At 60.0% G+C, this 24,333-nt stretch carries 24 protein-coding genes; 8 read left to right on the plus strand and 16 right to left on the minus strand.

Features of this window, described 5'->3' with window-relative positions:
• Positions 1–23: 23 nt before the first annotated feature.
• The 5 genes from E4T21_RS01295 (at position 24) to E4T21_RS01315 (ending at position 5,170) form a co-directional block, all read left to right on the plus strand.
• A complete protein-coding gene (locus E4T21_RS01295) occupies positions 24–1,103 on the plus strand; it encodes a TRAP transporter substrate-binding protein (protein WP_149282816.1) in 1,080 nt (359 codons plus the stop codon).
• Between the two features lie 54 nt (positions 1,104–1,157).
• Positions 1,158–1,748, plus strand: coding sequence for a TRAP transporter small permease subunit (locus E4T21_RS01300; RefSeq protein WP_149282818.1), 591 nt, complete (start codon positions 1,158–1,160; stop codon positions 1,746–1,748).
• Positions 1,748–3,028: a TRAP transporter large permease gene (locus E4T21_RS01305; protein WP_149282821.1), complete on the plus strand. Its 1,281-nt coding sequence runs from the start codon at positions 1,748–1,750 to the stop codon at positions 3,026–3,028. The genes E4T21_RS01300 and E4T21_RS01305 overlap by 1 nt, the downstream gene beginning before the upstream one ends.
• A 73-nt stretch (positions 3,029–3,101) precedes the next feature.
• Positions 3,102–3,785, plus strand: coding sequence for a DUF2848 domain-containing protein (locus E4T21_RS01310; RefSeq protein ID WP_149282823.1), 684 nt, complete (start codon positions 3,102–3,104; stop codon positions 3,783–3,785).
• The gene (locus E4T21_RS01315; protein ID WP_149282825.1) at positions 3,782–5,170 is read left to right on the plus strand and encodes an amidase; all 1,389 of its coding nucleotides are present in this window, start codon (positions 3,782–3,784) and stop codon (positions 5,168–5,170) included. Before E4T21_RS01310 ends, E4T21_RS01315 begins: the two co-directional genes overlap by 4 nt.
• A gap of 24 nt (positions 5,171–5,194) precedes the next feature.
• Here the strand turns inward: E4T21_RS01315 and E4T21_RS01320 are convergent, their stop codons facing one another.
• The 16 genes from E4T21_RS01320 to E4T21_RS01395 form a co-directional block, all read right to left on the minus strand.
• Positions 5,195–6,052, minus strand: a complete 858-nt coding sequence (locus E4T21_RS01320; protein WP_149282827.1) for a hypothetical protein — start codon at positions 6,050–6,052, stop codon at positions 5,195–5,197.
• A gap of 359 nt (positions 6,053–6,411) precedes the next feature.
• Positions 6,412–8,046, minus strand: coding sequence for a thiamine pyrophosphate-binding protein (locus E4T21_RS01325; protein ID WP_149282829.1), 1,635 nt, complete (start codon positions 8,044–8,046; stop codon positions 6,412–6,414).
• A 27-nt stretch (positions 8,047–8,073) separates the two neighbouring features.
• Positions 8,074–9,540, minus strand: a complete 1,467-nt coding sequence (locus tag E4T21_RS01330) for an aldehyde dehydrogenase (protein WP_149282831.1) — start codon at positions 9,538–9,540, stop codon at positions 8,074–8,076.
• A gap of 14 nt (positions 9,541–9,554) precedes the next feature.
• Positions 9,555–10,349: an aspartate dehydrogenase gene (locus E4T21_RS01335; RefSeq protein ID WP_149282833.1), complete on the minus strand. Its 795-nt coding sequence runs from the start codon at positions 10,347–10,349 to the stop codon at positions 9,555–9,557.
• A gap of 18 nt (positions 10,350–10,367) precedes the next feature.
• Positions 10,368–11,162 (minus strand): SDR family oxidoreductase, encoded by a 795-nt coding sequence (locus E4T21_RS01340; RefSeq protein WP_149282835.1) that lies wholly within the window; start codon positions 11,160–11,162, stop codon positions 10,368–10,370.
• 10 nt (positions 11,163–11,172) lie between these two features.
• A complete protein-coding gene (locus tag E4T21_RS01345) occupies positions 11,173–12,012 on the minus strand; it encodes an alpha/beta fold hydrolase (RefSeq protein ID WP_240349251.1) in 840 nt (279 codons plus the stop codon).
• Positions 12,013–12,023: 11 nt separating this feature from the next.
• Positions 12,024–12,548: a cupin domain-containing protein gene (locus E4T21_RS01350; RefSeq protein WP_149282837.1), complete on the minus strand. Its 525-nt coding sequence runs from the start codon at positions 12,546–12,548 to the stop codon at positions 12,024–12,026.
• Positions 12,549–12,741: 193 nt separating this feature from the next.
• On the minus strand, positions 12,742–13,686 hold the full coding sequence (locus E4T21_RS01355; protein ID WP_149282839.1) for a VOC family protein: 945 nt from the start codon (positions 13,684–13,686) through the stop codon (positions 12,742–12,744).
• Between the two features lie 236 nt (positions 13,687–13,922).
• Entirely contained in the window at positions 13,923–14,735 is an 813-nt protein-coding gene (locus tag E4T21_RS01360; RefSeq protein WP_149282840.1) for an IclR family transcriptional regulator, read from the minus strand.
• A 332-nt stretch (positions 14,736–15,067) separates the two neighbouring features.
• Complete coding sequence (locus tag E4T21_RS01365; RefSeq protein WP_149282842.1) at positions 15,068–16,342, minus strand: MFS transporter; 1,275 nt, start codon at positions 16,340–16,342, stop codon at positions 15,068–15,070.
• A gap of 102 nt (positions 16,343–16,444) precedes the next feature.
• Positions 16,445–17,650, minus strand: a complete 1,206-nt coding sequence (locus tag E4T21_RS01370; RefSeq protein ID WP_149282844.1) for an NAD(P)/FAD-dependent oxidoreductase — start codon at positions 17,648–17,650, stop codon at positions 16,445–16,447.
• A gap of 12 nt (positions 17,651–17,662) precedes the next feature.
• Positions 17,663–18,418 carry an SDR family oxidoreductase gene (locus tag E4T21_RS01375; RefSeq protein WP_149282846.1) on the minus strand — a complete coding sequence of 252 codons (756 nt, stop codon included), beginning with the start codon at positions 18,416–18,418 and terminating at the stop codon, positions 17,663–17,665.
• Position 18,419: 1 nt separating this feature from the next.
• Positions 18,420–19,463, minus strand: a complete 1,044-nt coding sequence (locus E4T21_RS01380) for an aromatic ring-hydroxylating oxygenase subunit alpha (protein WP_149282848.1) — start codon at positions 19,461–19,463, stop codon at positions 18,420–18,422.
• 58 nt (positions 19,464–19,521) lie between these two features.
• Entirely contained in the window at positions 19,522–19,824 is a 303-nt protein-coding gene (locus E4T21_RS01385; protein ID WP_149282851.1) for a recombinase-like helix-turn-helix domain-containing protein, read from the minus strand.
• A gap of 3 nt (positions 19,825–19,827) precedes the next feature.
• Positions 19,828–20,145, minus strand: coding sequence for a nitrite reductase small subunit NirD (nirD, locus tag E4T21_RS01390; RefSeq protein ID WP_149282853.1), 318 nt, complete (start codon positions 20,143–20,145; stop codon positions 19,828–19,830).
• Between the two features lie 221 nt (positions 20,146–20,366).
• On the minus strand, positions 20,367–21,146 hold the full coding sequence (locus E4T21_RS01395) for a GntR family transcriptional regulator (protein ID WP_240349252.1): 780 nt from the start codon (positions 21,144–21,146) through the stop codon (positions 20,367–20,369).
• Positions 21,147–21,460: 314 nt separating this feature from the next.
• Here E4T21_RS01395 and E4T21_RS01400 point away from each other — a divergent pair, with 314 nt between their 5' ends.
• The 3 genes from E4T21_RS01400 (at position 21,461) to kdpA (ending at position 24,327) form a co-directional block, all read left to right on the plus strand.
• Positions 21,461–22,210, plus strand: a complete 750-nt coding sequence (locus E4T21_RS01400; RefSeq protein ID WP_149286975.1) for a 5'-nucleotidase, lipoprotein e(P4) family — start codon at positions 21,461–21,463, stop codon at positions 22,208–22,210.
• 278 nt (positions 22,211–22,488) lie between these two features.
• Complete coding sequence (kdpF, locus tag E4T21_RS21630; RefSeq protein WP_149286976.1) at positions 22,489–22,569, plus strand: K(+)-transporting ATPase subunit F; 81 nt, start codon at positions 22,489–22,491, stop codon at positions 22,567–22,569.
• Between the two features lie 27 nt (positions 22,570–22,596).
• The gene (kdpA, locus tag E4T21_RS01410; RefSeq protein WP_149282855.1) at positions 22,597–24,327 is read left to right on the plus strand and encodes a potassium-transporting ATPase subunit KdpA; all 1,731 of its coding nucleotides are present in this window, start codon (positions 22,597–22,599) and stop codon (positions 24,325–24,327) included.
• The last annotated feature ends 6 nt before the right edge of the window (positions 24,328–24,333 follow it).

A 24,333-nucleotide genomic window follows, 5' to 3' on the forward strand; every position in this document is an offset into this window, starting at 1 on the left:
ACCAACAACAAGAGCAACGCATCATGAATCGACACTTTAAAAATAAACACTTTCTAGATAAGCGCTTCATCTCATCCGTTCTTGGCCTTGCCGTCGCAGTGGCCAGCAGCTCCGCCATTGCCGCCACTGACCTCAATGTGGTCGGCAGCTGGAGCAGTCTGGAACTGCATCGCCAGTTCGAAAAGCCGTTCTGGAGCGAGACGCTGCCCAATGTCGCCGACGCTGATATCCAGACACAGGTCACCACCTTCGATCAGATGGGCATTCCTGGAAGTGATGTCTATCGCTATCTCGGTGATGGTGTGTTTGACGTCGGCATGACGGTGGCCGACTACACCGTGGCGGATGCTCCGGAACTGGAGGGGCTGGACATTCCCATGATCGCCTCGGATGCCGAAACGGCGCAGGAAGTTGCCCAGGCCTTTCTGCCACTGGCGGAAAGCACCATGAATCGGCGTTTCAATAGCCATGTGCTGGCCATCGTCCCCTATCCGGCACAAGTACTGTTCTGCAATGCGCCGATCAAGGGGCTCGCCGATCTCGAGGGCAAGAAGGTTCGTGCCAGTGGACGTTCGACGGGTGAGTTCATCGAGGCACTTGGTGCCCAGAGTCTGAATATCGCCTTCAACGAGGTCCCGGGTTCTCTCGAACGTGGCGTCATCGACTGCGCGGTGACGGGGTCTCTGTCCGGATACAGCTCCGGCTGGTACGACGTGTCTTCCCACCTGTTGCCGATACCGTTGGGTGGCTGGGACTACGTGATTACCGCCATCAACCAGGACAAGTGGCAGTCGCTGGATAGCGAAACTCAGCAGCTGATTCAACAGCACATCGATAGCGACTTCAGCGAGCCGGTGTGGGAAAACGCACGCAGTGAGACCGCGCGCGGCATTGCCTGTCTGACGGGCAGTGGTGAGTGCCCGCTGGGTGAGCCAGCGCAGATGACACTGGTGGAAACCAGCGAGAAGGATACCGAACGGGCACGCGAGGCCATCGAAAGCACCGTGTTGCCAGCCTGGGCGGCACGTGTCGATGCCGAGACACTTGATGCCTGGAATCAGAGCGTCGGCCAGTTGGTCGGGATGACAGCAACTGCGCCCTGATCGGATGTTCTCTGCCGCCCCCTGATGGGGCGGCTCCTTCGCAGGATCATGATCATGAACTCACTTTCCCTCGCACTGGATGCCTCAGTGGCATTGACGCGCACGATATCCGGGATCTTCGCCCGCCTGATGGGCTGGCTGCTGCTGGCTATCGTGATGTTCATCGGTGCCGAAATCATCATGCGCAAGGTGTTCAACCACTCGCTACCGGGTGTCCATGAATACGCAGGCTACCTGCTGGCGATGCTCTCGGCCTGGGGACTGTCCCATACCCTGCTGGAACGCGCTCATATTCGTATCGATGTCGTGCATGGCCGCCTGCCGGTCTGGTCGCGCCATACGCTCGACGTGTTGGCCATGGCCGCTCTCAATCTGGTCGCCTGGACCATCGCCATCCACGCCTGGCCAGTGCTGGCCAAGTCGCTGAGCAACGGTTCCACCGCCAATACACCGCTGGCGACACCGTTGTGGATTCCTCAGTTGGTATGGCTATCCGGCTATATCTGGTTTGCCATCACCACCAGCGTGCTCGGCCTGCGTGTCATTGCAGCTATCTTCGCGCGCGATGGTGCCGCCTTGAACGCCGTGGCTGGCGTGGATCACGGCAGTGACCAGGAAACGGCTCAATCTGGAGAATCGGCCTGATGCTTGCCTACCTTTCCATCGGTATTCTGACGCTCCTGCTGGCCGGTATCCCGGTTGCAGTGAGTCTGTTCCTGCTGGCCTTCGGTATCGACCAGTTCTACTCCTTTTTTCCGCTCACCAAGGCATTGGGGCAGAACCTGTGGTCGGCGGCGGATTCCTTTCTGCTGATCGCCATTCCCTTGTTCGTGTTGATGGGCGAGATCATCGTACGCGCGGGTATCGCGAATAAAGCCTATCGCGCCATGGATAACTGGCTGTCTTGGCTGCCCGGCGGTCTGCTGCACGCCAATGTCACGACTTCTGCACTGTTCTCAGCGACTTCGGGTTCATCGGTGGCCACTGCTGCCACCATCTCGACGGTAGCGCTACCCCAAGGCAAGGCGCTTGGTTATGACGCCAAACTCTTCTGCGGCAGCATTGCTGCAGGGGGCACTCTCGGCATCCTGATCCCGCCGTCGATCAATCTGATTGTCTACGGTTTCCTCACCGAGACATCGATTCCCAAGCTGTTCATGGCGGGATTGATTCCTGGCCTCGGCCTCGCTCTGCTGTTCATGCTGGCTTCGTTGCTGCTATGCCTGTGGAAGCCGGAACTCGGTGGGCCAAAGCGCAGCGTGGCCTGGGCGACACGTCTGCACAGCCTGCTGTTCCTGCTGCCTTTGCTGACGCTGTTTGCGGTGATTGTCGGCTCGATCTATCTAGGCTGGGCCACACCTACAGAGGCTGCGGCGATCGGTGTCCTCGCGGCACTGGGACTGGCGGCCATGAACCGCACGCTCAACGGCAACATGCTCAAGGCGGCACTGGACGGCACCATCAAGACGACCTCCATGATCCTGTTCATCATCATGGCCGCCTCCTTTCTCAACTTCGCCCTCGCATCATCAGGCATGGTGCAGAAGCTGACGGGGCTGCTCAATGCCTATGACCTGGCGCCCTTTGCTCTGCTCATGGCTGTGATCGCACTGTTCATCGTACTGGGGTTCTTCATCGAGACCCTGTCGCTGATGGTCATCACCATCCCCATCGTCACGCCGCTGATCGTCGCGGCAGGCTTCGACAAGGTGTGGTTCGGCATCATCATGATCCTGTTCGTTGAACTCGCTCTGATCACTCCTCCCGTGGGGCTCAACCTGTATATCGTCCAGGCCGCTCGACGAGGTGAGCGCTTTTCTGACGTCATCGTCGGCACGCTGCCTTACCTGGTCGCCATGCTGGTCATGGCTGCACTGCTGGTGGGTTTCCCGCAGTTGGCCACCTGGCTGCCTTCCGCGCTATAGCAGCGCCAGTGCCCATCATCTCAGCTTCTTCACAACCCCCACTCCTTCATAACACCAACTTCGGAGTCCTTGCATGTTGACCTTCACTCATCCGAACGGCACTTTCAGCGTAGATATCGAGCATGTTGCCATTGCCGGTTGGGCCGGCCGTGACCAGGCTGGCGTTCAGCACCACATCGACGAACTCAAGGCATTGGGCGTCAAGCCTCCTTCCACTACCCCTCTGTTCTATCGCGTCAGCCGCGAGATGCTGACGCAGCAGGAGCATGTACAGATGCTGGGAGACGCGGGTTCTGGCGAGGTCGAGACTTGCCTGGTCAGCGATGAACATGGCCGGATCTGGGTGACCATCGCCTCGGACCACACCGACCGAGCCCTGGAGGCAGTCGGTGTCGCCGAGTCAAAGCAGCTGTGTGCCAAACCTGTTGCCCGTACAGCCTGGCCACTTGATGAGGTACTTGCGCACTGGGACCAGTTGCAACTGCATAGCGAGATTGAGGAAAACGATGCAACCGTCACTTACCAGCAGGGGACTCTCGCCGAATTGCTGCCGGTTTCAGCACTCATCGAGCGCCTGCCCCAGGCATTGCGCAATGGCCAGGGCTTGGCACCGCAGAGTGTATTGCTGTGTGGCACGGTGCCTGCTATCGGAGGCATTCGCCCCAGCGGTCGCTTCCAGATGTCCTTGATCGATCCGGTTCTCCAGCGCCGAATTGATCACCGCTACGTCATTGAGACACTTGAGGTGGTGGCATGACGTCTTCCCCATCCGCTATCGAGGCTGCGGCTGACTGGTTGGCGCGCCCGCCGCAACAGCGGCCGATCACCAGCCTGATCCGAGCCTATCAAGGTGAAGCGTTTGGCCCACTCGATCTGGTTCAGGCCCTCGACCAACGTCATGCACAATTGGGACGCGCGGCAACCACCAGCATTTCCGAGTTCTGTCCTTCGCGCCTGTTGCGTGATGCCGAGGGAGAAACGCTGCTGGGCATGCAGCGGCGTCACGTACCACTGTTTGGGGTGCCGGTCACGATCAAGGACCTGTTCGACGAACGAGGCAAGATCACCAGGGCGGGGTCCACGGTACTTGCCGATGCGCCTGTAGCGAAGCGCAATGCTGTGGCTCTGGATCGCCTGCGCGGAGCGGGTGCCCTGCATGCGGGGCGTACCAGCATGAGTGAGTTCGCCTTCTCCGGGCTGGGGCTCAACCCGCATATGGGCACACCGCCGAATCCTTTCAATTCCGATCACATTACCGGCGGCTCCACCTCCGGTGGTGCCGCGTCTGTGGCACTCGGGTTGGCGGCGGCGACCCTGGGCAGCGATACTGGCGGCTCGTTACGAATTCCGGCCGCATTCTGCGGCCTCACCGGCTTCAAGCCGTCCCAGGACAGTGTGCCCCTCGATGGCAGCTTTCCGCTGTCTCCCAGCCTTGACTGCATCGGTCCGATTGCTCCCACGGTCGCCTGCTGCGCGCTGATGTGGCAGGTATTGAGCGGTGCCATCACGGTGGAAGCCCCCAGGCGGCCGCTGACCCTATTGGTACCCGCAGGTGAGTTGAGTGAAGAAGTGGATAGTGATGTTGCCCAGGCTTTCGCTGCCGCCGTGCACAAGCTGGAACAACTTGGCTGTCGTATCGTGCGTCAGTCACTGTCCTCCATCGATGAAGCCTATGCCATCAACCAGCGCGGAGGGTTGGTCGTGCCAGAGGCTGCTGCCGTGCATCACCACCTGCTGGAGCAGCATGCTGGCCTCTATGACCCCATGATCGCCGAGCGTCTGCGAGGTGGTCGCGATATTACTGCCAGTGAATACCTGGCCCGGCTATGGCCACGGGAGGGCCTGCAGAGCCGATTTGCTCAACAGGTGAGGGATGTCGATGCCGTATTGATGCCAACGGTTGCCATGCGTTCGCCACGCCGTGACGTTGTGGAAAATGATATGCAGGAATTTCAGCGCCTTAACCGTCGCGCATTGCGCAATACCAGTGTCTTCAACTACCTGGATGCCTGCGCTATCTCATTGCCGTACTTCATTGCCGATGATGAGGAGCCGATTGGCCTGATGCTGGCACGTCCGCAACATCAGGATGCGGAATTACTGGGCGTGGCAGAAGGTGTGGAAAGACTGCTGGCGTCTTGATGACGCCAGCAGGTGGTCTTGCTTTTACAGATGCCATTCCAGATTGAAGGTCAGGGCGTCGGTATCGACTCCTGGCTTGTCATGGTTGCCGTACTTGTTGCGCCAGAATTCATAGCCGGCGCCGACCCATAGCTGGTTGCTCTCTCCCCAGGCCAGTTTGCCGACATCCAGCATCAATGATGAGCGGATCAGCCGTTCAGGCTTGGTCTCTGTACCGAAATAGTCCTCTCCCTTCGGGCCGTTGTAATTGAAGAAGCCCTGGAACTTCATTGGCATTGCACCAGCATCGAAGGGAACACCCCAGGCGACATTGAACTGGTAATAAGGGTCAAACGACACATCGTTGTCGTTACCAGGAAAACCACAGGCTTCGAGCCCGCAATGATTCCATTCGCGGGCGTAGTACAGGCTGACATCGAGGAAACCGGCCGGCAGGTCGAACTTGAGCGTCGGGCCTACGGCAACAAAGCGTTTGCGTGGTGCGAAGGCGCTGTTCTTGGTGTTGAGGTCGAAACCGGCGGTCAGCGCCACATCCTTTATCGGTCCGAAAGCCAATGGCTCGCCGAATACCTTGCCGTAATGCAGCTGATGACGATAGGCCAGATAAGCCTCGGTGGCACCACTGTCACTATTTTCGGCAGGGTCTTCATCGCCGGATTGCAGTATGTCCAGGTTGAAATAATTCTGGCCATAGACATAACCACTGGCGTGGGAAATCTGCAGGATATTCTTGGTGACGTCTTCCGGATTGCCGGGTTCGCTGAACTGTGTGCCGTAGCGGTAGCCGATGAAAGTATCGCTCCACGTTGCCGCTTGAACGGAGGAAGTGCAGACCAGAGCAAGGCCGCCGATGGCGGCAAGTCGGGAGGTCGTGCTTTTCATTGTGGTTATCCTCATTGAGGAAACACTGCATAAATGCCTGCGCTACTCAATCACTGCGTTACGCGGTGCTGGTACGCCAGCCCGGTCGGAATCCTCACCTATACCCCATAGGCTCCGGCTGTTGTGCTCCGGGCGCCTTGTGATTGAGCATGCTCGTCGATTTATTCAGCGCTTCCTTGATTATGTGAGCCGATTTATTTAGTGATTTCTTGTGTATCGGCACGCACGGTGGAAACTGCAGGCCCAGGGACTTTTCGTTCAGAACCTGGCTGGCCTGCAGTGGGGAGCCTCTGGTGGGGAGGAGAGAGCTATGTCAGAAACCGCAGATCAATAGCGCTTCTTATCAACAAGCTTTTTTGTCAATAAAGCTTCTTCTGGGGAGGGCCCGCGAACTCCAGTGGCCCGACACTTTTCATATCGACCTCGACAACCGCGGGGCCGTCATGTCCCACGGCTTCAGCGATCACTGTCTGGAAGTCGTCGCTATGGCTGACTTTCCAGTGCGGCAGGCCGAGTGATGCGGCCATGGCCTGGAAGTCGGGAGTATGCAGGTCGTTGTAGTACTGGCGGCCGTCGAAGTACTTGTTCTGGATGCCACGCATCACGCCGTAACCCCCGTCATTCATGACCACCAGTGTCATGTCGAGGGATTCCTGGGCGAGGGTGGCCAGCTCGCCGACCATCAGCATCAGGCCGCCATCACCGACCACCGTCACGACTTTTCTGCCTTCCGCACCCACGGCGCAGCCAATGCCGGTGGCCAGACCCTGGCCGATGGCGCCGGCCAGTGAATGGATGTTGGTCAGTGGGCGTTCGATAGGCAGCAGGCGGCTACCCCAGGTGCTGCCGGAAACCGTGATATCGCGCACGAAAACGCCGTCTTCGGGCAGGGCATCGCGAATGGCATCGTTCAGCCTGGCGTATTCACCGACCTGCTTGCGCAGGGCTTTTTCGGCGTCCTGCACGGCCCGAGCGATATCAGTGTCGAACTTGGAATCAGGAGAGAACTTGCCTTCGAGCCGCTCGGCCAGGCGCGAGAGTACATCGCCGCATTCACCACACAGAAAGGTATCGGCGCTGTAGTTGCGCTGTGCCGCGGCCGGATCAACGTCGATCTGCACCAGCGGGTGTGGCAATTCCACCGAGTAGGTGCGGGTCTCATTGCTGCGCAGGCGCGAGCCAGCCACCAGCATCAGATCGCTCTGGGCATACAGCTCTTCCACGGCCGGGGCACTGTGGAACGCGCGCAGGCTGCGTGGGTGGCTGTCGGGCAGCACACCGCGTGCATGGGTGCTGGATACCACCGGCAAACCGATATCGGCCAGGCGGCGCACGGCATCGCCTGCTGCGAGGCAGCCTCCGCCAATCCACAACATGGGGCGTTTGGCGGCCAGTACCTGCTCGGCCAGGCGGTCGATCTCGCTATCGGCAATGCGTACCGGGGCTGCAGCTTGCACTGGAGTCGATGCTATCCATTCCACCTCACTGGCCTGGATGTCGATGGGAATTTCAATGCTGACCGGCCCGCGCGGCAGGGTCATGGCTTCCTGAATGGCGCGATGCAGCAGGGGCACCACCTGCTCGGGTGTGCAGGCACGATAGGCGCGTTTGGAGCAGGCCTGGAGAAAGCCCATCTGGTCGCGGGTCTCGTGAATGAAACCGGCATCACGATCCAGATAGGCTGTTTCGACCTGGCCGGTGATGTGCAGCAATGGCGTACCGGCATTCAGCGCTTCGAGCATGGCGCCGACGGCGTTACCGGCGCCGGCGCCGGTGCTGGTCAGGGCGACGCCGAGTCCGCCCATGCGGGTATGGCCGTCGGCCATGGTCACGGCGCCGGCCTCACCGCGAGAGGGTACGAAGCGCACGCGCTGGCGCTGGCCGATAGCATCGGCAATCGGCAGGTTATGAATAGAGATGACGCCATACACGGCCGAGACCGAATAGGCTTCCAGGGTGCGGGCGACGGCTTCGCCTACGGTGATCGTTGTCATGGTGATTCCTCTGTATTCCGTGGGCACTCAGTCGCACCAGTTCATGGGCGTGCTGTCGAGCCCCAGGTACAGGCTCTTCTGCTGCATGTAGGCATAGATGCCCTGGCGTCCTTTCTCGCGCCCAAGGCCGCTGTCCTTGTAGCCGCCGAAAGGGGTCGAGATGGAAAATTTCTTGTAGGTGTTGATCCATACCGTGCCGGCCTCGAGCTTGCTGGCCAGGCGCAGGGCGCGCTGGTAGTCGCGGCTCCAGATACCGGCGGCCAGGCCATAGGCATTGTCATTGGCCAGCCCGATCAGCTCGTCTTCGTCGTCATAGGGCAGGGCGACCAGTACCGGACCAAAGATCTCTTCCTGGCATACGCTGCTGTCATTAGGCAGGCCTTCGATCAAGGTCGGCAGGTAGAAGCTGCCGTTGGCCAGCTCAGGCGAATCCGGAATCCCGCCACCCGCGCGGATATTGCCGCCTTCCTGACGGGCCCGTTCGACATAGGCCGCGACACTGTCGCGATGGCTTTCGCTGATCAGCGGGCCGAGATGAATGCCGGGGGTCTCGGGATGACCGACACGCAGGTGGCGGGTAATGCTTTCCAGGCGCTGCATGGCTTCGTCGTAGCGGCGACGCTGGATGAACAGCCGCGAGCCAGCGATGCAGGCCTGACCTGCGGAACTGAAGATGCCGTAGGCCACGCCTTTGACGGCCTGCTCCAGGTCGGCATCCTCGCAGAGGATGGTCGGTGACTTGCCACCCAGCTCCAGCGAGGTGCCAATCAGTTTGTCGGCAGCGATATGGGCCAGGTGACGACCGGTATTGGTGCCGCCAGTGAAAGAGATCTTGCGTACCTTGGGGTGACGCACGATGGCTTCGCCAATCACGCTGCCGCGCCCGGGCAGCACGCTGAGCAGCCCCTTGGGCAGGCCCGCTTCCTCGAACAGCTCGGCAAGCTTGAGCGCGAGCAGAGGGGTGGCCTCGGCAGGCTTGAGCACTACGGCATTGCCACCGGCCAGCGCGGGGGCAAGCTTTTGCATCTCGCTGGCGATGGGAGAATTCCACGGGGTGATCGCAGCAATGACACCCAATGGCTCGTACTGGCTCAGGGTCATGAAGTCGCTGTTGCGCTGGGTCGGCAGTTCGCCCTCAAGGGTTTCGCAGGCTGCAGCGAAGTAACGGGCCGTGGCCGCTGCGCTGGCCACCAGACCGCGTGTTTCGGCCAGGGGCTTGCCATTGTCACGGGTCTGCAGTGCCGCCAGTTCCTCGCTGCGCGACTTGATCAGCTCGCTCACGCGATACAGTACTTCGGCCCGCTCATGGGGCTGACGGTCGCGCCAGGACGGCGCGCGCCAGGCGGCATCAGCGGCGGCCACGGCTTCCTCGACATCTTCGAGGCCTGCTGCGTTGAGCTCGGCATTGATCGATCCATCGGCGGGGAAGCGCGACACCATGGGGTCGCCTCGGCCTTCACGCCATTCCCCGGCGACGAAAATCTTGTGGGTCATGTCAGAATCTCCGCTTAGAACGACACCGGTTCAAGCGCCTGGCGACAGGCGCGAACCACCGACAGGGCGGCCAGGGTCGAGGTCTTGGGATTGTTTTCCAGGGGGTGGCCGTTGAGCTCGATGCTGAACTCGCCGAAGCGCCCTCTGGCGTGAATGCGGTGGGTGTTGCGGGTGGTCGCCGGATCGACAGCAAGCTGCACCTTGGTATCGCGCATGCCAAGCCCGGCCAGGGCGATGGTGGCGGCGACATTGGAGTTGGCCGGAAACAGGCGCGCAGCTTCCCCGGCATTGCCTTCGAAGAACACGGTGCGTTCACTGACGCTGCTCAGGTCGATCAACTGCTCGGCATGACTGCCTTGCCAACTGCGCGGTGCCTTGCAGGCTTCATACGTGACGTCTTCCAGACCGCCTTCGCGAGCGGCGGCCAGGCCATCCATGCCGGCCACGGCGCCAGACAACAGCTGCATACGCCCACCACCTGCGCAGGCGGCAGCGGCCAGACGCTGATAGAGGGCCTCGTCGGCCAACGCGCCGGTGGCCACCACGGCCATGGTCAGGCCGCGGCGCAGCACGGCTTCGCCATGTTCGGCCAGGCCAGGCTGCCCGGCGCATTCCACCACCAGGTCCGGGGTCTCGCTGCATTGCTCGATACTGCTCAGCACGGCGACCTTGCCAGCCAGGCGGTCGCGGACCTGAGCGGCAAAAGCTTCCGGTACCACCACCCAGGCCAGTTCCATGCCTTCGGGAAGTAAACGGTGCACTTCAGCGCCCATGGCGCCATAGCCGATCATCAGGAGTCGTTTTGTCATTGAGATGAGCTCCAGGAGTTATAGGTGGCGGTTGAAGCCACCGGAGACATCCAGGGCGGCGCCGGTGGTGAAAGAGGCCATGGGAGAGGCAAGGAACACCAGCGCGCGCGCCGGCTCTTGCGGGTGCCCCAGGCGGCCCATGGGAATGCCGCGCTTGGTGGCGATGCCTCCAATCCATTCTTCCCAGCTCTGTGACGGGTCATCGCGTTGCTCGAAGCGACGCCGCCATTGGCCGGACTCGACCATGCCCAGCAGGATGGAGTTGACGCGAATGCCTTCCTTGATCAGCTCGTGGGAAAGTGAGTGCGTCATGTTGAGCAGGGCGGCACGCGCTGCCGAGGTGGCAATCATGTGGGGCTCGGGCTGCAACGCCAGCAGTGAGTTGACGCAGGTCAGCGAGCCGATGTCGGAAGCGGCAAGCTGACGGCGGAAGGCGCCCAATGGGTTGAGCACACCGAACAGCTTGAGGTTGGTCTCGGACAACCAGGCTTCCCTTGGAGTGTCATCGAGATGGGCCACATAGCCCTGACCGGCGTTGGCGATCAGCATGTCGGCAGCGCCGAAGCGCTCGGCCACTGTAGCGGCGAACGCCTCGCAGGAATCGGCATCGAGCACATCGCATGTCTCGGTCAGCAATTGGGCCTGGGGAAATTCCCGCAGCAATTCGGCCTGGGCGGTGTCGAGGCGCTCGCGGCTGCGGCCGCACATGGCCACCTTGGCCCCATGGGCCAGCAGCAGGCGTACCGTTTCCAGCCCGATGCCGGAGGAGCCGCCGGTGACTACGGCGACCCGGTCTTCGATCATGAAACTCATGGCAGGGTCCTCATGGGGTCTCGAGCAGTGGGCGAGAGAATGTGTCGACGACGGCGGCAAAGGCCTGCGGTGCATCGATATAGCTGGCATGACCGGCATGCGCGATGGCGTGATAGGGCAGATCGAGTCGTTCTGCCAGGGCACGCGAAGCCTGCGGTGTGGTGATGCGATCTTCATCGCCACACAGCACGATGGCTGGGACATTCAAGGTCGAACCGTTCAGGTAGCCTTCCAGGGCATCGTTGGCCAGCATCCAGCTGGCCTGGGCGAAGCCCTCGACATGCAGGCGTTGCATGCCTTCGCGGACCCGGGCGATGTCGTCCGGGTTGGCGTCATCGCGCAGCAGTCGTGGGGCGCGTGCCGCGGCGTAGGCCTCGTGGCCCTGCTCGGCAAGCATTGTCCAGCGGCTGCGATAGACCTCATCGCGCTTGTCCGCGTCGGCATCGCGATAGCCCAAGGCAGGATCGGCCAGAACCACCCCAGCCAGTCTCTCGGGCCTGAGCGCCGTGTAGGCACTGGCCATCATGGCCCCCAGAGAGTGGCCGACCAGTACGCAACGCTCGATGCCAAGCGACTCGAGCCAAGCATCAAGGCGCCTGGCGTAGTCACCCGCGCTCGGATGAGCTCCGCTGAGCGGCTGACTGTCTGCGTAGCCGGGGGCATCCCAGGCCAGCACACGGTAGCCGTTCAGGTGCGCTGTCAGTGGCGCCCAGGAAGCTGCGCCGGAGCTGATGCCGTGCAGCAGCACAATGGCTGGGCCCTCACCACTTTCCCGCCAGGACTGACGACCTTCAGCGAGTGCCAGGCTGCTGGGGATTGCGTACTGAGATATCATGGTCGGGGAAGTCATGGCCGCATCACTCATCCGTTACGCTTGACCGAGGCCAGCGGGTGATCTTCCGGATAGGTCGGGATCTGTGGCCTGGGCGTACCCAACATCACGCACATCAAGGCTTCTTCTTCACTCTCGTTGAGCAGGCCGCGATAGATGCCCGGCGGTACTGAAATCACGTCGCGCTCTTCCAGCACGGTCTCGGTGTAGTTGTCACCGTCCTTGATGAACAGGCGGATGCTGCCTTTGAGCACGAAGAAGACCTCTTCGACATCGTCATGCACATGCAGTGGTCCTTCACACTTGGAAGGCAGCACCATGGTCGAGAAGGTGAAATGCTCGGCCGGAATGGTATTGGTGTCGTTGGCAACGCCAGTGGCTCCGGTGCCGATGTAACGCATCTGGGCTCGACGGTATTTGGGGTCGAAATCGGCCTGGAACTTCAGGGCATTCCAGTCGTACTTGCGACCCTTGAAGCGGGCGATGCGTGTTTCGATCCAGTCCTCGAAAGATTGGTCGTCGGGCTTGTTCCAGGTAGCGAACTGTTCAGACATGATCAGTTTCCTCGATATCGCGCAGGTGGTGATGTAGAGGCGCCTTGTTGCGCGTCACCCGGTGGCCATGAAGTGCTGAAGGTGGCCGGATTCGGGACAAAGGCTCCCCTGACCAGTCACCCGAAGGTGACTGGCTGATCGGTTGTTGCTGTGTGCTCTGTGTTGCTCTCTCAGGCCCTGCCCTGATTTCAGGTCAGGCGCTGGTCTTCTTCTGACGCCGGGTCTCGGCGTCAATGCCGCCCTCGATGGCCCATTCAGTGAAGGACTCCAGTGAGTGCTGCATTTCACGCGGCACCCAGGCTTCAGTGAGGTAGTCCTCGTTGGTGTAGTACTCGAAGGCGCCGCCCAGAGGACTGTTGACGTACCAGAAGTAGGCGGAGGAAATCGGGTGCCGACCCGGGCCCAGGAACGTGCTCCACTGGCGCCGGTTCATCGCCAGGCCACCGCCGATCACCTCATGAATATCGCGTACGGTGAAGGCGACATGGTTAAGGCCCGCGCCACGGTGTGGCAGCTTCAGCAGGAACAGGTTGTGATGGCCGCCACGCGCCTGCATGCGCAGGAAAACGGCGCGGTCCGTGTAACGGTCGGAGACCGAGAAACCCAGCAGTTCGCGATAGAAACGTTCGCTGGCTTCCAGATCATCGACGAAGAACACGGCGTGACCGACACCCACCGGAGTGGCTTGCGTGTATACCGGGCTTGGCTGATCCACGCGGCGCATATCGCCATATTGGTTGATCGGCGTGACGTCCAGCTCGACGTCGCGCAGACGAGTAGGGCGGATGCGTACCGCCAGCCCATTGGGGTCACGGCATTCCAGGCTGTCGCCATGATCGACGTAATCGGGCTGATCGCTCAGCTTCTCGCGCAGTGCGTCCAGGTCTTCAGCCGATGCCACGCCCCAGGTCATGCGCCGCAGGGTGGAGCCGTCCTCGAATGCCGGAGGCAGCTCGGCATCATCCATGGCACGGATGATCAGGCGGGCGCCATCGAGGGTCTCGAAGGTGGCGCCTTGGGTATCTTCGTCAAGGCTATCGTCATCCACCTGGCCCAGGCCGAAGTCCTTGGCGAACTGCTTGCCCGTCGCTATGTCTTCTGCGCCAAACTCCAGTTCTTCGATACCTACGATTTTCATGATGGTCTCCTGCTGAACATGACCCTGGTTATCGGTCGTGACTGTTCAAAAAGTTCGTTTTCAAAAGATTGTTTTCAAAAGTTTTTTCAGAAATCCACTTTCAGCCATCCGGTTTCAGGGCATGAGCGTCCCTGTCGCGCTGCATATGGCGGCGCGATGCTCTGGCTGTACTGGTGTTGACTCAGGACCGGAGAGGCGTGTGATCAGCCGTCCGGCAGAGGGTCACGAGTGTGCTGTCATCCCATCTGGCGCTTTCCTCCCCGGGTGCCTTGATGACCCAGCAGGTTGGAAATGTTGCTGGCGGCCTCGGCCACGTCATGGCGCAGTCGCTCACGGTCACTTTCTGGAATCTCGTGCACCGGCACCATGATGCTGACCACGGCTTCTATCTCGCCGTCATGGTTGAACAACGGATAGACGATGGAGGAGATACCGAACTGGAAGAACGATTCTGCGATCACATAACCGCGTTCACGGTCTTCCTGCACCATGGCCCACAGGCTTTCCCGGTCTTTCGGGGAGCCGGGTTCGTTGTCCGGCAGTTGGTCGTCAGGGTAGAGGGATTCGAAGGTTTCCCGGCTCTCTCCGGTCAACAGCATTCTGCCCAGTGAGGTGCGGTGTACCGGCAGGCGCGTGCCGACACTGACACGCCGAATCGTGGCGTTGGCCGCGCTGACGCGGGCGACATAGATGACATCACGCCCATCACGGATGGCGATATGACTGGAGCAACCGGTTGTGTCACGCAGGGACTCGATGACTGGCTGGCCGATTTGCACCACATCCAGAGAGGCGACGTACTCGAAGCCGAGGCGCAGCACGTTGACGCCGAGCGAGTAGAGTCCGCTTGTGGGGTGGCGCTGGACAAAGCCCATGTATTCCAGGGTCTGGATGGCACGGTAGGCGGTGGCCTTGGGAATATCCACAAGCTTGAGGATCTCGGCAAAGCTCATCTCCCGATGATGGCGACTCAGCTCCATCAGGATGAGCAGGCCGCGTTCCAGGCCTGGAATCAAGTATTTCCGTGCATCCTTTTCCATGTCGCTCATCGCGTCATCGCCTCTTGGTATCGGGTCGACTTGTATGTCCGCTTTCAAGATACCGGATCGAACCAGAAACTCATCTCGCTCGGTTATTTATTCAGCGCTTCTCGTGCATCACTTTGCGATATTGCCAAATACCGATTGGTTTATATATGAAACTATATTTCTTATTTGGTACGCATGAAGCCTAGTCTTCGCCTGTCATCCCTGTCAAGGTTTTCAGGGTGTTTATTTTCAATGTAAGCAGCTGATATATAATCAAAAAATTGAAGTCTAACAGGGCTGTGATGCACGGTTTTCGACCGTGCATCGTCCCTCAAGCATCCTCGATCTGACGTTCAGTAACGCTTGACCAAGGGGAGCAGGACACCGGCTCCTACAAAGGCCATGGCCATCATGAACATCAGGCCTGCAGTCATGTTGCCGGTCATGACGATGAGGCTGCCGATCAATACGGGTACCAGCGCCCCCGAGAAGTTGCCCATGCCGTTGAAGATCCCGCCTGCGGTGGCACTGACATCGGAAGGAGTAGCCTTGGCCAGCAGGGCGAAGACATTGGGGGCACCGACGCCCCACATGGCGGCACTGAATGACATGGCCGCAATCATTGCCCAGTTGGAACCTTCGATGGACAGCACCAGTGCCAGTCCCAGGCCTGCGCCAAGCATGGAAATCGAGCACATCAGCGCGCGGCGATCGAAACGGTCGGAAACGATCGCGCCCAACACTTCGCCCACCAGCATGGCGAGGAAGGGGAGGGAGGAGAAAATCCCGGCCTGATCGAGGTCGATGCCCTTGTCCTGCACCAGATAGGTCGGCAGCCAGCTGTTGAGCCCCCACAGGTAGGCCAGAAAGGCGATGTTGAACAGACAGATCGACCAGAATGACCAGCGCTTCAATAACTTGGTGGTGGCTACCCGGTGGGTGGAGAGTGGCACATGGGAGTGCTCGCTATGTTGCAGGGCCGGAGAGCGAGTCGAGACATCCAGCTTGCGAAACACCAGGTACACGATCAGTGCGACAGGTATCGTCAGCAGGGCGATGGCGAAAAAGCTGGCACGCCAACCGAACTGATCGACCACCCAGATGGTGAACGGGAAACCGAGAGTGGCACCGATCGGTGTGCCGAGCAGCCACAGCATGGTGGCACGGGCCTGTTCTCTTGGCGGAAACAGACGTTTGACGATGGTGTAGGCCACCGCGAACATCGGCCCTTCAGCGATACCGAGCAGTATTCTCAGCCCCAGTAACCAGCCGAAGTCGTCGACGAAACCCATGATGGCCATGATCGCCGCGGTGACGGCCAGCATGCCGTACAGGCAACTTCTGGGGCTGAAGATATCGCCGAGGAAGCCCAGAAACATCGATGAAGCGCCATAGGACAACAGGAATCCTGTCATCAGCAGGCCGAGTTTGGTGGATTCTCCGGTAAGGCCCAGGTCCGCCTGGAACGTCGGGCTTGAGATCAGCACGGCGATGCTGATCTTGTCGAAGAAGGAAAGGATAACGCAGGCCAGCAGGGCCAGTGGCACCAGCCAGCGCCTTGTTCCCGGCATCGGCCCGACCTCGTTGAGGACCCCGGTCGCCTGGGACGGAGCAGCAGTATGGGACATGTCATTACCTTGATTGTTATAGGTGTTGTCAGGGAAACACTGCATAAATAAATGCGGGCGCTTCCTCAGGGGCTAGTCGTATCGGTCGCTTGCTATGGGCGCTCAGCGCAGCTGCATCAGGTTGAAGTCGGGGTCTTCCAGCGACTGCGGATCGAGAGTGCGTCCGGCACTCATCCAGCGTTTACCAAGCTTGATTGCCCTGGGCTGGTCGAAGGCCACCATCTGCACCAGGCGGTTGTCCTGATCCAGGTAGAAGAACACAGGACCTTGGGCTTCCTTGCGCACCACGCAGTGGGTCTCACCGCTGGGAACACCAAGAATCTGGATATTGACGCCGTGCTGGTCAGACCACAGCCAGGCTGGCTCGTCGTAATGGGCTTCCTTGCCAAGCATGGCATCGGCCACTACGCGTGCCTGGTTCTGGGCATAGGCCCAGGATTGCAGGCAGAGCCCCAGATGGGGATGCTGGGCGACATCACCGGCGGCGAAGATATACGGATCTGACGTCTGGCCGGCAGCGTCGATGACAATGCCCTGCTCGGTCTTGAGCCCTGCCTCGCGTGCCAGTTCCAGATTGATGGTCACCCCGGTTCCCACGACGATGAGGTCATACGGCTCATGCGCCTGTCCGTCGGCCAGGATCGTGACTCGGCCGTCCTGTGCTTCGTCGAGTTGGATGTCCTGGCGTTCCAGCTCCAGTCCGACACCGTGTTGCTGGTGAAGCTCGCGGATGGCCTCGGCCACTTCAGGGCCCACGCTGCGCCCGCAGAGTGCAGGGGCACGTTCGAACACATCCACTTCCATACCCAGCTTGCGGGCGCTGGAGGCCACTTCGAGGCCGATCCAGCCACCGCCGATGACGCCAACGCGCCGACTGCCCTCCAGGCGTTCCTTGAGTTGGCAGGCATCATCCCAGGAACGCAACGTCATGACGTTGCCAATGCCAGCCCACTCTTCCACGGGTAGTCGAGGCCGACTACCCGTGGCAATCAGCAGGCGGTCATAATTCAGGCGAGTGCCGTCGTTGAGTTCCACCTGGCGGGCGTCCCGGTCGATGCGTGTGGCCCGCTGTGGACGGTGCCAGTCGATATCGAGTGCCGCCAGGCTATCCGCGGGAAACAGCCTTGGCAGCGGTTCCTGGGCAGTGATCACGCCCTTGGACAAGGGAGGGCGTTCATAGAAGTCGTGAGGCTCGTCGGCCACGACCATCAGTTGGCCCTGGAAACCTTCGCTGCGTAGTGCCTTGCAGGCATAGCCGCCGGCCTGACCGCCGCCAATGACGACGATGCGCTGGATGTCACTTGTCATGTTCGCCATTCCTCAGTTGAAGACGAAACCGCCGTTGACCGGGATGACCTGCCCGGTAACGAATGCCGCCCAGTCCGACAGCAGATAGAGAACGGTGCCGCTCACATCGTCTGGCTGCTGTTCGCGTTTCAGGGCTCGCCCTTGGGCATAGAAGTCATAACGTTCCTGGGGAACGTATGCGGTCGCTTCACAGTGGGTCAGTCCCGGGGCTACGGCATTGACGCAGATATGTTGCTCTCCGAGTTCACGCGCCATGGCACGGGTCATGGAGATCACGGCGCCTTTGCTGGCAACGTAAGCCATCAACTTGGGGGCTCCCCAAAGGGCGGTATCCGAGGCCAGATTGACGATCCGGCCGTTGCCACTGCGCTCGAGCAGAGGAACGGCAGCGCGGGTCATCAGCCAGGGACCGCGCACGTTGACGCTCATGACCCGGTCCCACAGGTCCATGTCGTAGTCCATGAGGGTATCGCCACCCACGCCAGTGGCGATGGCGGCGTTATTGACTAGTCCATGCAGGGGGCCCTGGCTGCCGATGCGTGCCATGCCGTCTTCGATGGAAGCTGGGTCGGCCTGATCGATGACCAGGGCTTCCACTTCAGCACCGCTTTCACGCAATGCCTCGGCCGTGGCATTCAGCTCTTGCTTGAGGATATCGCTGATGACCAGCCGTGCCCCTTCACGGGCAGCGGCTTCGGCAATATTGCGGCCCAGGCCGCGAGCAGCGCCGGTGACCAGGATGCGTTTGTCTGCGAGCATTCGGGGCATGTCAGGCCGCCTGCTGGCGCTGGGCCAACTGCTGCTTGGCCATTTTCAGCATCACACGGCGCAGGCGGGCCAGTCCGACATCATGCTGATAGAGGTTCTCGTGATCGCGGGCATCTGGAGCCATGTCCTCGAGAATGATGCGGTCCTGCTCCAGCACGTCCCAGTGCAGCTGCTCGAGCTTGGTGCGGTAGAAGAAGCGCCATACCTGACGCTGCCAGCCGCTGACCTTGCGGATCCGCCAGAAGAACACTCGGGTGTTGTTCTTGTCCTCAGGGACGGCCATGCCGACGATCCAGAACGGACCACCTGGTCCGAAACGTTTCTGGTAGGGGATCGACAGGCGTAGCCAAAGCGCGCCGCTATTGCCGTATTCCACCCAGTCGAAGTTGACGCCGGTCTGGCCGGTCTTCTTGAAGATGAAACCGCTTTCGGTGGGCTCAAGCACCATCTCGGCCTGACGATCACCCTCGGCCATGGAGTGGGAATCCGAGTGCAGGTAGGTGCCGTGCATCGGGTCCATGACGTTGTCGATGGCGTATTGGTAGTTGCACTTCCAGGTGGCGGTGCACAGGAAGTGACCATAGCTTTCGCCATCGGTCAGCTGTTCGGGCAGTTCGAGCTCGCAGGGCTGCTCGTCCGGCGTGGTAGCGAAGTAGACGAAGATGGCGCCATGCGCTTCCTTGACGGGATAGCGGCGTACGCAGTTCTGGCCCACCAGGGGACTATTGCTGATGGCCGGGACATCACAGACTTCGCCTTCACCATTGACTTCGACACCGTGGTACCAGCAGGCCAGGCGGTTGCCCAGGTTCCAGCCCTTGGACAGTCGCGCGCCGCGGTGCGGGCAGCGGTCCTCGATGGCATGCAGGGTGCCGTCGTGATCGCGCCACAGGGCCAGGTTCTCACCCAGACGGGTGATGCCGACAGGGTTGCTGCCGACTTCCCAACTGGCGGCGACGGGATACCACAAGGAGCGCAGACCGTTGTCCAGGTAGTCCTGAATATTGTCTTGCACGTTGGTGTCAGAAGAGGGTGCTGTGGTCATGACTCGACCTCGTTGTTTGGATTATGCGATAGGGAAATGGAACAGGAAGAGGAGACTTCTATCCGAGGACGGCCATTTCCTGGAGGAAGCTTTCCTGGGTCCAGGCCTGGCCATGACGGTCACGGTGCTGGCGGGCATTGAGACCTTCGACCAAGGCATCTAGCTCGGTCACGCCATCGCTAAACACTTCTTCGAGGGCTGCCAGCAGATCTATCTCGAACTCACCTGGCACATTGGCGCGAGTCTGCCAGACAGGATTGGCAAATCCGCCAGGGGGCTCGATATAGCCTTGCCCGGGCTCAGTGGAAGGGATGATGCGCTGCCAGCTCTTCAATTGTGGGTTGTAGTCTTGATGCGCCACGGTTCAGCTCTCCTCGCTGGTCTGGAGTTGTACTTCGTTGTCGATGATGCGGACCGGATAGACGTGAAGGTCGCGGTCAGCCGGCTCGCGTAGGCACTTGCCGGTGCGGATGTCGAAAGTCGCTTCGTGCAGGGGGCACTCGACCTGTCCATCCTCGACAAAACCTTGCGACAGCAGGGCATAGGCATGGGGGCAGACGTCTTCCAGGGCGTAGTAGTCGCCGTCGAGGACATAGACGCCGATTTCCTTGCCATCGATCTTGGCGGAGTAGGGGAAGTCTTCCTGAACCTGGTCGGTCTTGCAGACAGTCGTCCAACTCATGATGCAGTCCTCATCGGTCGGGGATGGGTATTATTGTTTCAATTATGAAACTTTGTTTTTTATTTGATCCGATGAGGTCCCAGTATAGGGACGGCAACCCGACTGTCAAATACTACATAGTAATGGAGAGGCAAAACATCCCCCATGTCCGTGCTCTCACACAGATGAAGTGGGGGTAATGTATTGAATTTATGGGAGGTTCAGAAAAGAAGACTGATGGATCAGCGCAGTGCAGTATTCAGGGACAGGCTGTAATCATTGCTGGGAATATGCATGACCTGCCAGGCGACAGGGGTGTCATCTGCCAGGCAATAGAAGGTTTCCAGCCTCAGGCCGGTGGCAGAGGACGTATCGTGGCCGGGGTGCATGATCCTGGCGATGGTCTTGGGCAGGCGCACCATGCGCAGGCGATTCTCGGCATGGCTGAGTGTCACCCGGCCCTGGGTTTCCAGCAAAGGCAGGATGCTTTCGTGTTCCAGGGCTTCTGCATCAGCTTCCAGCAGGGTAGATGCCATGTCCGCCCGCAGGTGTATCTCGGTATGGCAGTCAAAGGCGCCATCGATACGATCCTGGCGTATCAAGCGGACATAGCCGCTCGGGCATTCTCCCAGGATGTCGCTCCAGGTTCCCTGGCGAAGCACATGCTCACGTTTCAGCAAATGGATGAAGACCATACGTACCCTGGTGCCATCAGGGCGCAGGAAACGGAAAGCGGGAGTGGTGATTTCGCGGCGATGATCGCCACCGGCAACGAATGTGCCAACGCGACGGCGACGGTAGAGATCACCACTATCCACCAGTTCCCGCAGGGCTTTTTGTACCGTGCCCAGGCTGACGGGCAGGTTCGCCGCCAACTCCTGTTCGGTTGGCAGGCGCGTGCCTTCGCTCAAGTGCCCCTCCACGATCAACTCGATGATCGCATCGCGCAGGCACAGGTACTTGGGAGATTTGGGAGAGCGTTCCAGGTGTATGGAGGTGCGCTCGGCCAGCAGAGGTAGCACGGCACTGCCTTAAGAAAAAGTGAGGAATGGCGCATTCTAGCAGGGAAGTTTGTGGGCCATAAGGCAACGGGAAAAGGCAGCTCGATATGGTCGTGCTTCAGAATTTTGCTGCAGTCAGCAAGCCTTGTGCGTGAGCGAAGATTCATGTTTTTAATTTGAATGATCAATCAACATAAAATAGGCTCAAAGGGCACTTGAGACTTTATCCAAGCATGCATCGTCATTGAGTGTCTCTCGTCGGAAAGCGATCGGGAGCCTGTATAACAAGGAGAACCAAGTTGATACATCCCTCTCTGCATAAGCATCGTAACCTTCTGTGGCCTGCTGCTGCCGTCACTGGACTGGTGGCTTCCCTGGCGGCAGGCCAGGCGCTGGCCGATGATGCCATCTGTACGCAAAAGGCCTATTCCATGGGGCTGCGCTACCAACAGCAGTCTGCAGAGGCCGAAGCGTTGCAGCGCCAGGGCTTTGCTCTGGCCACATACCGGCTCAAGGAGCAGATCGAAGAACATGGTGAAGACGCTGATCTGGCGATCATTACCGATCTGGATGAAACCGTGCTGGATAACTCACCGCTGCTGGCACGGGACATGGCCGAGTGCCATGACTACACCACCTGGGATACCTGGAAGCATTGGGAGCGTGAAGGTGATCCCCGCCTGATCCCTGGTGCCAAGGCATTCCTCGACTATGCCGATGAGAAGGGCGTGACCATCTTCTACATATCGGACCGTTATCAGGAAAACGAAGCCGATACCATCGCTACCCTTGAAGCGCTGGATTTGCCCCAGGTCTCTGAAGACAGCGTCATGTTGCTGGGGCCACCCAAGGCGGAACGCAGGGCCAAGGTCGCTGACGAGCATACTCTGGTCATGCAGCTGGGAGACTCACTGCACGATTTCGATGGCAAGTTTGCCGATGCGGATCTGGCGGGTCAGCATGCGCTCGTCAAGGAGAATGCCGAGCGTTTCGGCCAGGACTGGATTGTGCTGCCAAACGCGGCCTACGGTGACTGGAGTGACGCTGAGCTGACAACCTGGGGAGCACCGCTGGAAACAGAGTGATGCCATAGCTGGAGGCTCGTGACGGTAGTGTCATGGGCTTATTGCGGAGGGGCGGGCCTTGTTTCGGTTCGGTTCGTTCCTCCGAGCATCCTTCTCTCAATCTTCTGAGCTCTCAATCTTCTGAGTTCTCAAGCTCATCCCTCCGCTTTTCAAACCAAGGGCCGTGGCAGTGCCGGGGTCTTTACCTTCTTTTTACGCTTTAGCCCGAAAATCGGCATCGAATTTTTACGCTGCTACTTCCTAAGCTGGCCTGGCTTACCTTTCAAGGAGTCTAGGTCATGCAATGGTTGTTACTTGCGCTCTCCCTGTTGATGGGAGGATATCTGTTCGCCTCGTTGCTGTGGCCCGAGCGCTTCTGACGCATTCATGGAGTTCGGGAGACAACGATGAACAATGTCATGCTCTGCTACGCCCTGGTATTTATCTTGGCGTTTCCCCTTGGGCTGTATCTGGCCCGTTGCCTGGATGACAGCCCCAGGGCATCACGTCTGGACCGGCTGTTCTGGCCGATAGAGGCGCTGCTGTACCGTTTGGCAGGTGTCGATGCTGGTAGCGGCATGTCCTGGAAAAGCTATGCCTGGGCGGTGATCAAACTGCATGTGCTGATGATCATCCTGGCTTGGGTGACGTTCATGGCCCAAGGGATCTTGCCGCTCAATCCAGACGACATTCCGGGAATGTCCTGGGACACGGCGCTGCACACGGCGATTTCGTTTGCCACCAATACCAACCAGCAGCACTACTCGGGCCAGGCACAGCTGTCCTATCTCAGCCAGACACTGGCTATCGTCACTCTGCAATTCGTCACTCCTGCAACCGGCCTGGCAGTGCTGGTCGCCATTGCCCGGGTTCTGCTCAAGCGCAAGGATGCTGAAACGGCAACGGATGCCGGGGCACAAGGGAATACGCCCATTGATGTCGGGAACTACTATCGCGATCTGGTTCGTACCCTGGTGCGCGCGATGCTGCCAGTGGCGGCGGTGGTTGCCTTGCTGCTGAGCTGGCAAGGGGTGCCGAGCACGCTACATGGTGCCGAGGTGGTGCAACCGTTGGATGCCAGCGTCAGTGAAAGTCAGGTGATCCCGCGTGGACCGGTGGCCGCCATGGTGGCGATCAAGCAGCTCGGTACCAATGGCGGTGGCTGGTATGGGCCCAACTCCAGCGTACCGCTGGAGAACCCGACGGCCCTGGCCAATGTGATCGAGACCGTCTCCCTGTTGCTGTTTCCGGTGGCATTGCTGATTGCCGTTGGCGTGATGACCGGACGCAGACGGCTGCTGTTCGGCATTGGTACGGTAATGCTGGTGTTCTCGTTGATATCGACATCATCGGCGATCATCTCGGAGCGTGCGCCCAATGCTGCTTTCTCCGGGTTGGCACTGTCTGGCAGCGCCAACATGGAGGGCAAGGAACTGCGCTTCGGGCCTGAAATGTCGGCCCTGTGGGGGAGCTGGACGACCCAGACCTCGAACGGTTCGGTCAATGCCATGCATGACAGCTTCAATCCCATGGGTGGGCTGGTGGAATTGATGGACATGTTCGTCAACGTCACCTTCGGTGGGGTTGGTGTCGGTCTGATCGGTTACCTGTTGTATCTCATGCTGGCCGCTTTCATCGGCTCCCTGATGATCGGACGCGCGCCCGAGATTCTCGGCAAGCCGCTGGAAACCCGGGAGATGCGCTGGATATCCCTGGCCATCCTGGCCCAGCCGCTGGTGGTCCTTGGGCTGACCGCGATCACCCTGGCGTTTCCGAGCCTGACCGGCAACTCCAATCCGGGCTTCCATGGCTTGTCTCAGGTGCTCTACGAGTACACCTCGGCCTTTGCCAACAATGGTTCCGGTTTTGAAGGCCTGGGCGATGACACGCCGTGGTGGAACCTGAGCTGTGGACTTGCCCTGTTGGCTGGGCGTTTCTTGCCCATGCTGGCGCCTCTGGCGGTGGCCGCCTGGCTGGCACAGAAGCGCACCGCTCCGGCCGGACGCGGCACTCTGTCAATGGACAGCGCTGCCTTTGCAGGATTGACCGCAGGCGTCATCGTCATCATCAACCTGCTCGGCTTTCTGCCGGTCCTGGTCATGGGACCCGTGGCAGAACAACTGAGTCTGGCTTTCTGAGTGCTG

Origin of the sequence: Halomonas binhaiensis, assembly GCF_008329985.2 — a bacterium.
In the GTDB taxonomy this organism is placed as follows: Bacteria; Pseudomonadota; Gammaproteobacteria; order Pseudomonadales; family Halomonadaceae; genus Halomonas; species Halomonas binhaiensis.

What these genes read in the sequence shown, in the direction of transcription:
- E4T21_RS01310 (WP_149282823.1), top strand. Translation starts at nt 3,102, where the DNA reads ATGTTGACCTTCACTCATCCGAACGGCACTTTCAGCGTAGATATCGAG.
- E4T21_RS01315 (WP_149282825.1), top strand. Translation starts at nt 3,782, where the DNA reads ATGACGTCTTCCCCATCCGCTATCGAGGCTGCGGCTGACTGGTTGGCG.
- E4T21_RS01345 (WP_240349251.1), bottom strand. Translation starts at nt 12,012, where the DNA reads ATGACTTCCCCGACCATGATATCTCAGTACGCAATCCCCAGCAGCCTG.
- E4T21_RS01325 (WP_149282829.1), bottom strand. Translation starts at nt 8,046, where the DNA reads ATGACAACGATCACCGTAGGCGAAGCCGTCGCCCGCACCCTGGAAGCC.
- E4T21_RS01350 (WP_149282837.1), bottom strand. Translation starts at nt 12,548, where the DNA reads ATGTCTGAACAGTTCGCTACCTGGAACAAGCCCGACGACCAATCTTTC.
- E4T21_RS01320 (WP_149282827.1), bottom strand. Translation starts at nt 6,052, where the DNA reads ATGAAAAGCACGACCTCCCGACTTGCCGCCATCGGCGGCCTTGCTCTG.
- E4T21_RS01330 (WP_149282831.1), bottom strand. Translation starts at nt 9,540, where the DNA reads ATGACCCACAAGATTTTCGTCGCCGGGGAATGGCGTGAAGGCCGAGGC.
- E4T21_RS01355 (WP_149282839.1), bottom strand. Translation starts at nt 13,686, where the DNA reads ATGAAAATCGTAGGTATCGAAGAACTGGAGTTTGGCGCAGAAGACATA.
- nirD (WP_149282853.1), bottom strand. Translation starts at nt 20,145, where the DNA reads ATGAGTTGGACGACTGTCTGCAAGACCGACCAGGTTCAGGAAGACTTC.
- E4T21_RS01305 (WP_149282821.1), top strand. Translation starts at nt 1,748, where the DNA reads ATGCTTGCCTACCTTTCCATCGGTATTCTGACGCTCCTGCTGGCCGGT.
- E4T21_RS01380 (WP_149282848.1), bottom strand. Translation starts at nt 19,463, where the DNA reads ATGACCACAGCACCCTCTTCTGACACCAACGTGCAAGACAATATTCAG.
- kdpF (WP_149286976.1), top strand. Translation starts at nt 22,489, where the DNA reads ATGCAATGGTTGTTACTTGCGCTCTCCCTGTTGATGGGAGGATATCTG.
- E4T21_RS01365 (WP_149282842.1), bottom strand. Translation starts at nt 16,342, where the DNA reads ATGTCCCATACTGCTGCTCCGTCCCAGGCGACCGGGGTCCTCAACGAG.
- E4T21_RS01300 (WP_149282818.1), top strand. Translation starts at nt 1,158, where the DNA reads ATGAACTCACTTTCCCTCGCACTGGATGCCTCAGTGGCATTGACGCGC.
- E4T21_RS01295 (WP_149282816.1), top strand. Translation starts at nt 24, where the DNA reads ATGAATCGACACTTTAAAAATAAACACTTTCTAGATAAGCGCTTCATC.
- E4T21_RS01335 (WP_149282833.1), bottom strand. Translation starts at nt 10,349, where the DNA reads ATGACAAAACGACTCCTGATGATCGGCTATGGCGCCATGGGCGCTGAA.
- E4T21_RS01340 (WP_149282835.1), bottom strand. Translation starts at nt 11,162, where the DNA reads ATGAGTTTCATGATCGAAGACCGGGTCGCCGTAGTCACCGGCGGCTCC.
- kdpA (WP_149282855.1), top strand. Translation starts at nt 22,597, where the DNA reads ATGAACAATGTCATGCTCTGCTACGCCCTGGTATTTATCTTGGCGTTT.
- E4T21_RS01375 (WP_149282846.1), bottom strand. Translation starts at nt 18,418, where the DNA reads ATGCCCCGAATGCTCGCAGACAAACGCATCCTGGTCACCGGCGCTGCT.
- E4T21_RS01370 (WP_149282844.1), bottom strand. Translation starts at nt 17,650, where the DNA reads ATGACAAGTGACATCCAGCGCATCGTCGTCATTGGCGGCGGTCAGGCC.
- E4T21_RS01360 (WP_149282840.1), bottom strand. Translation starts at nt 14,735, where the DNA reads ATGAGCGACATGGAAAAGGATGCACGGAAATACTTGATTCCAGGCCTG.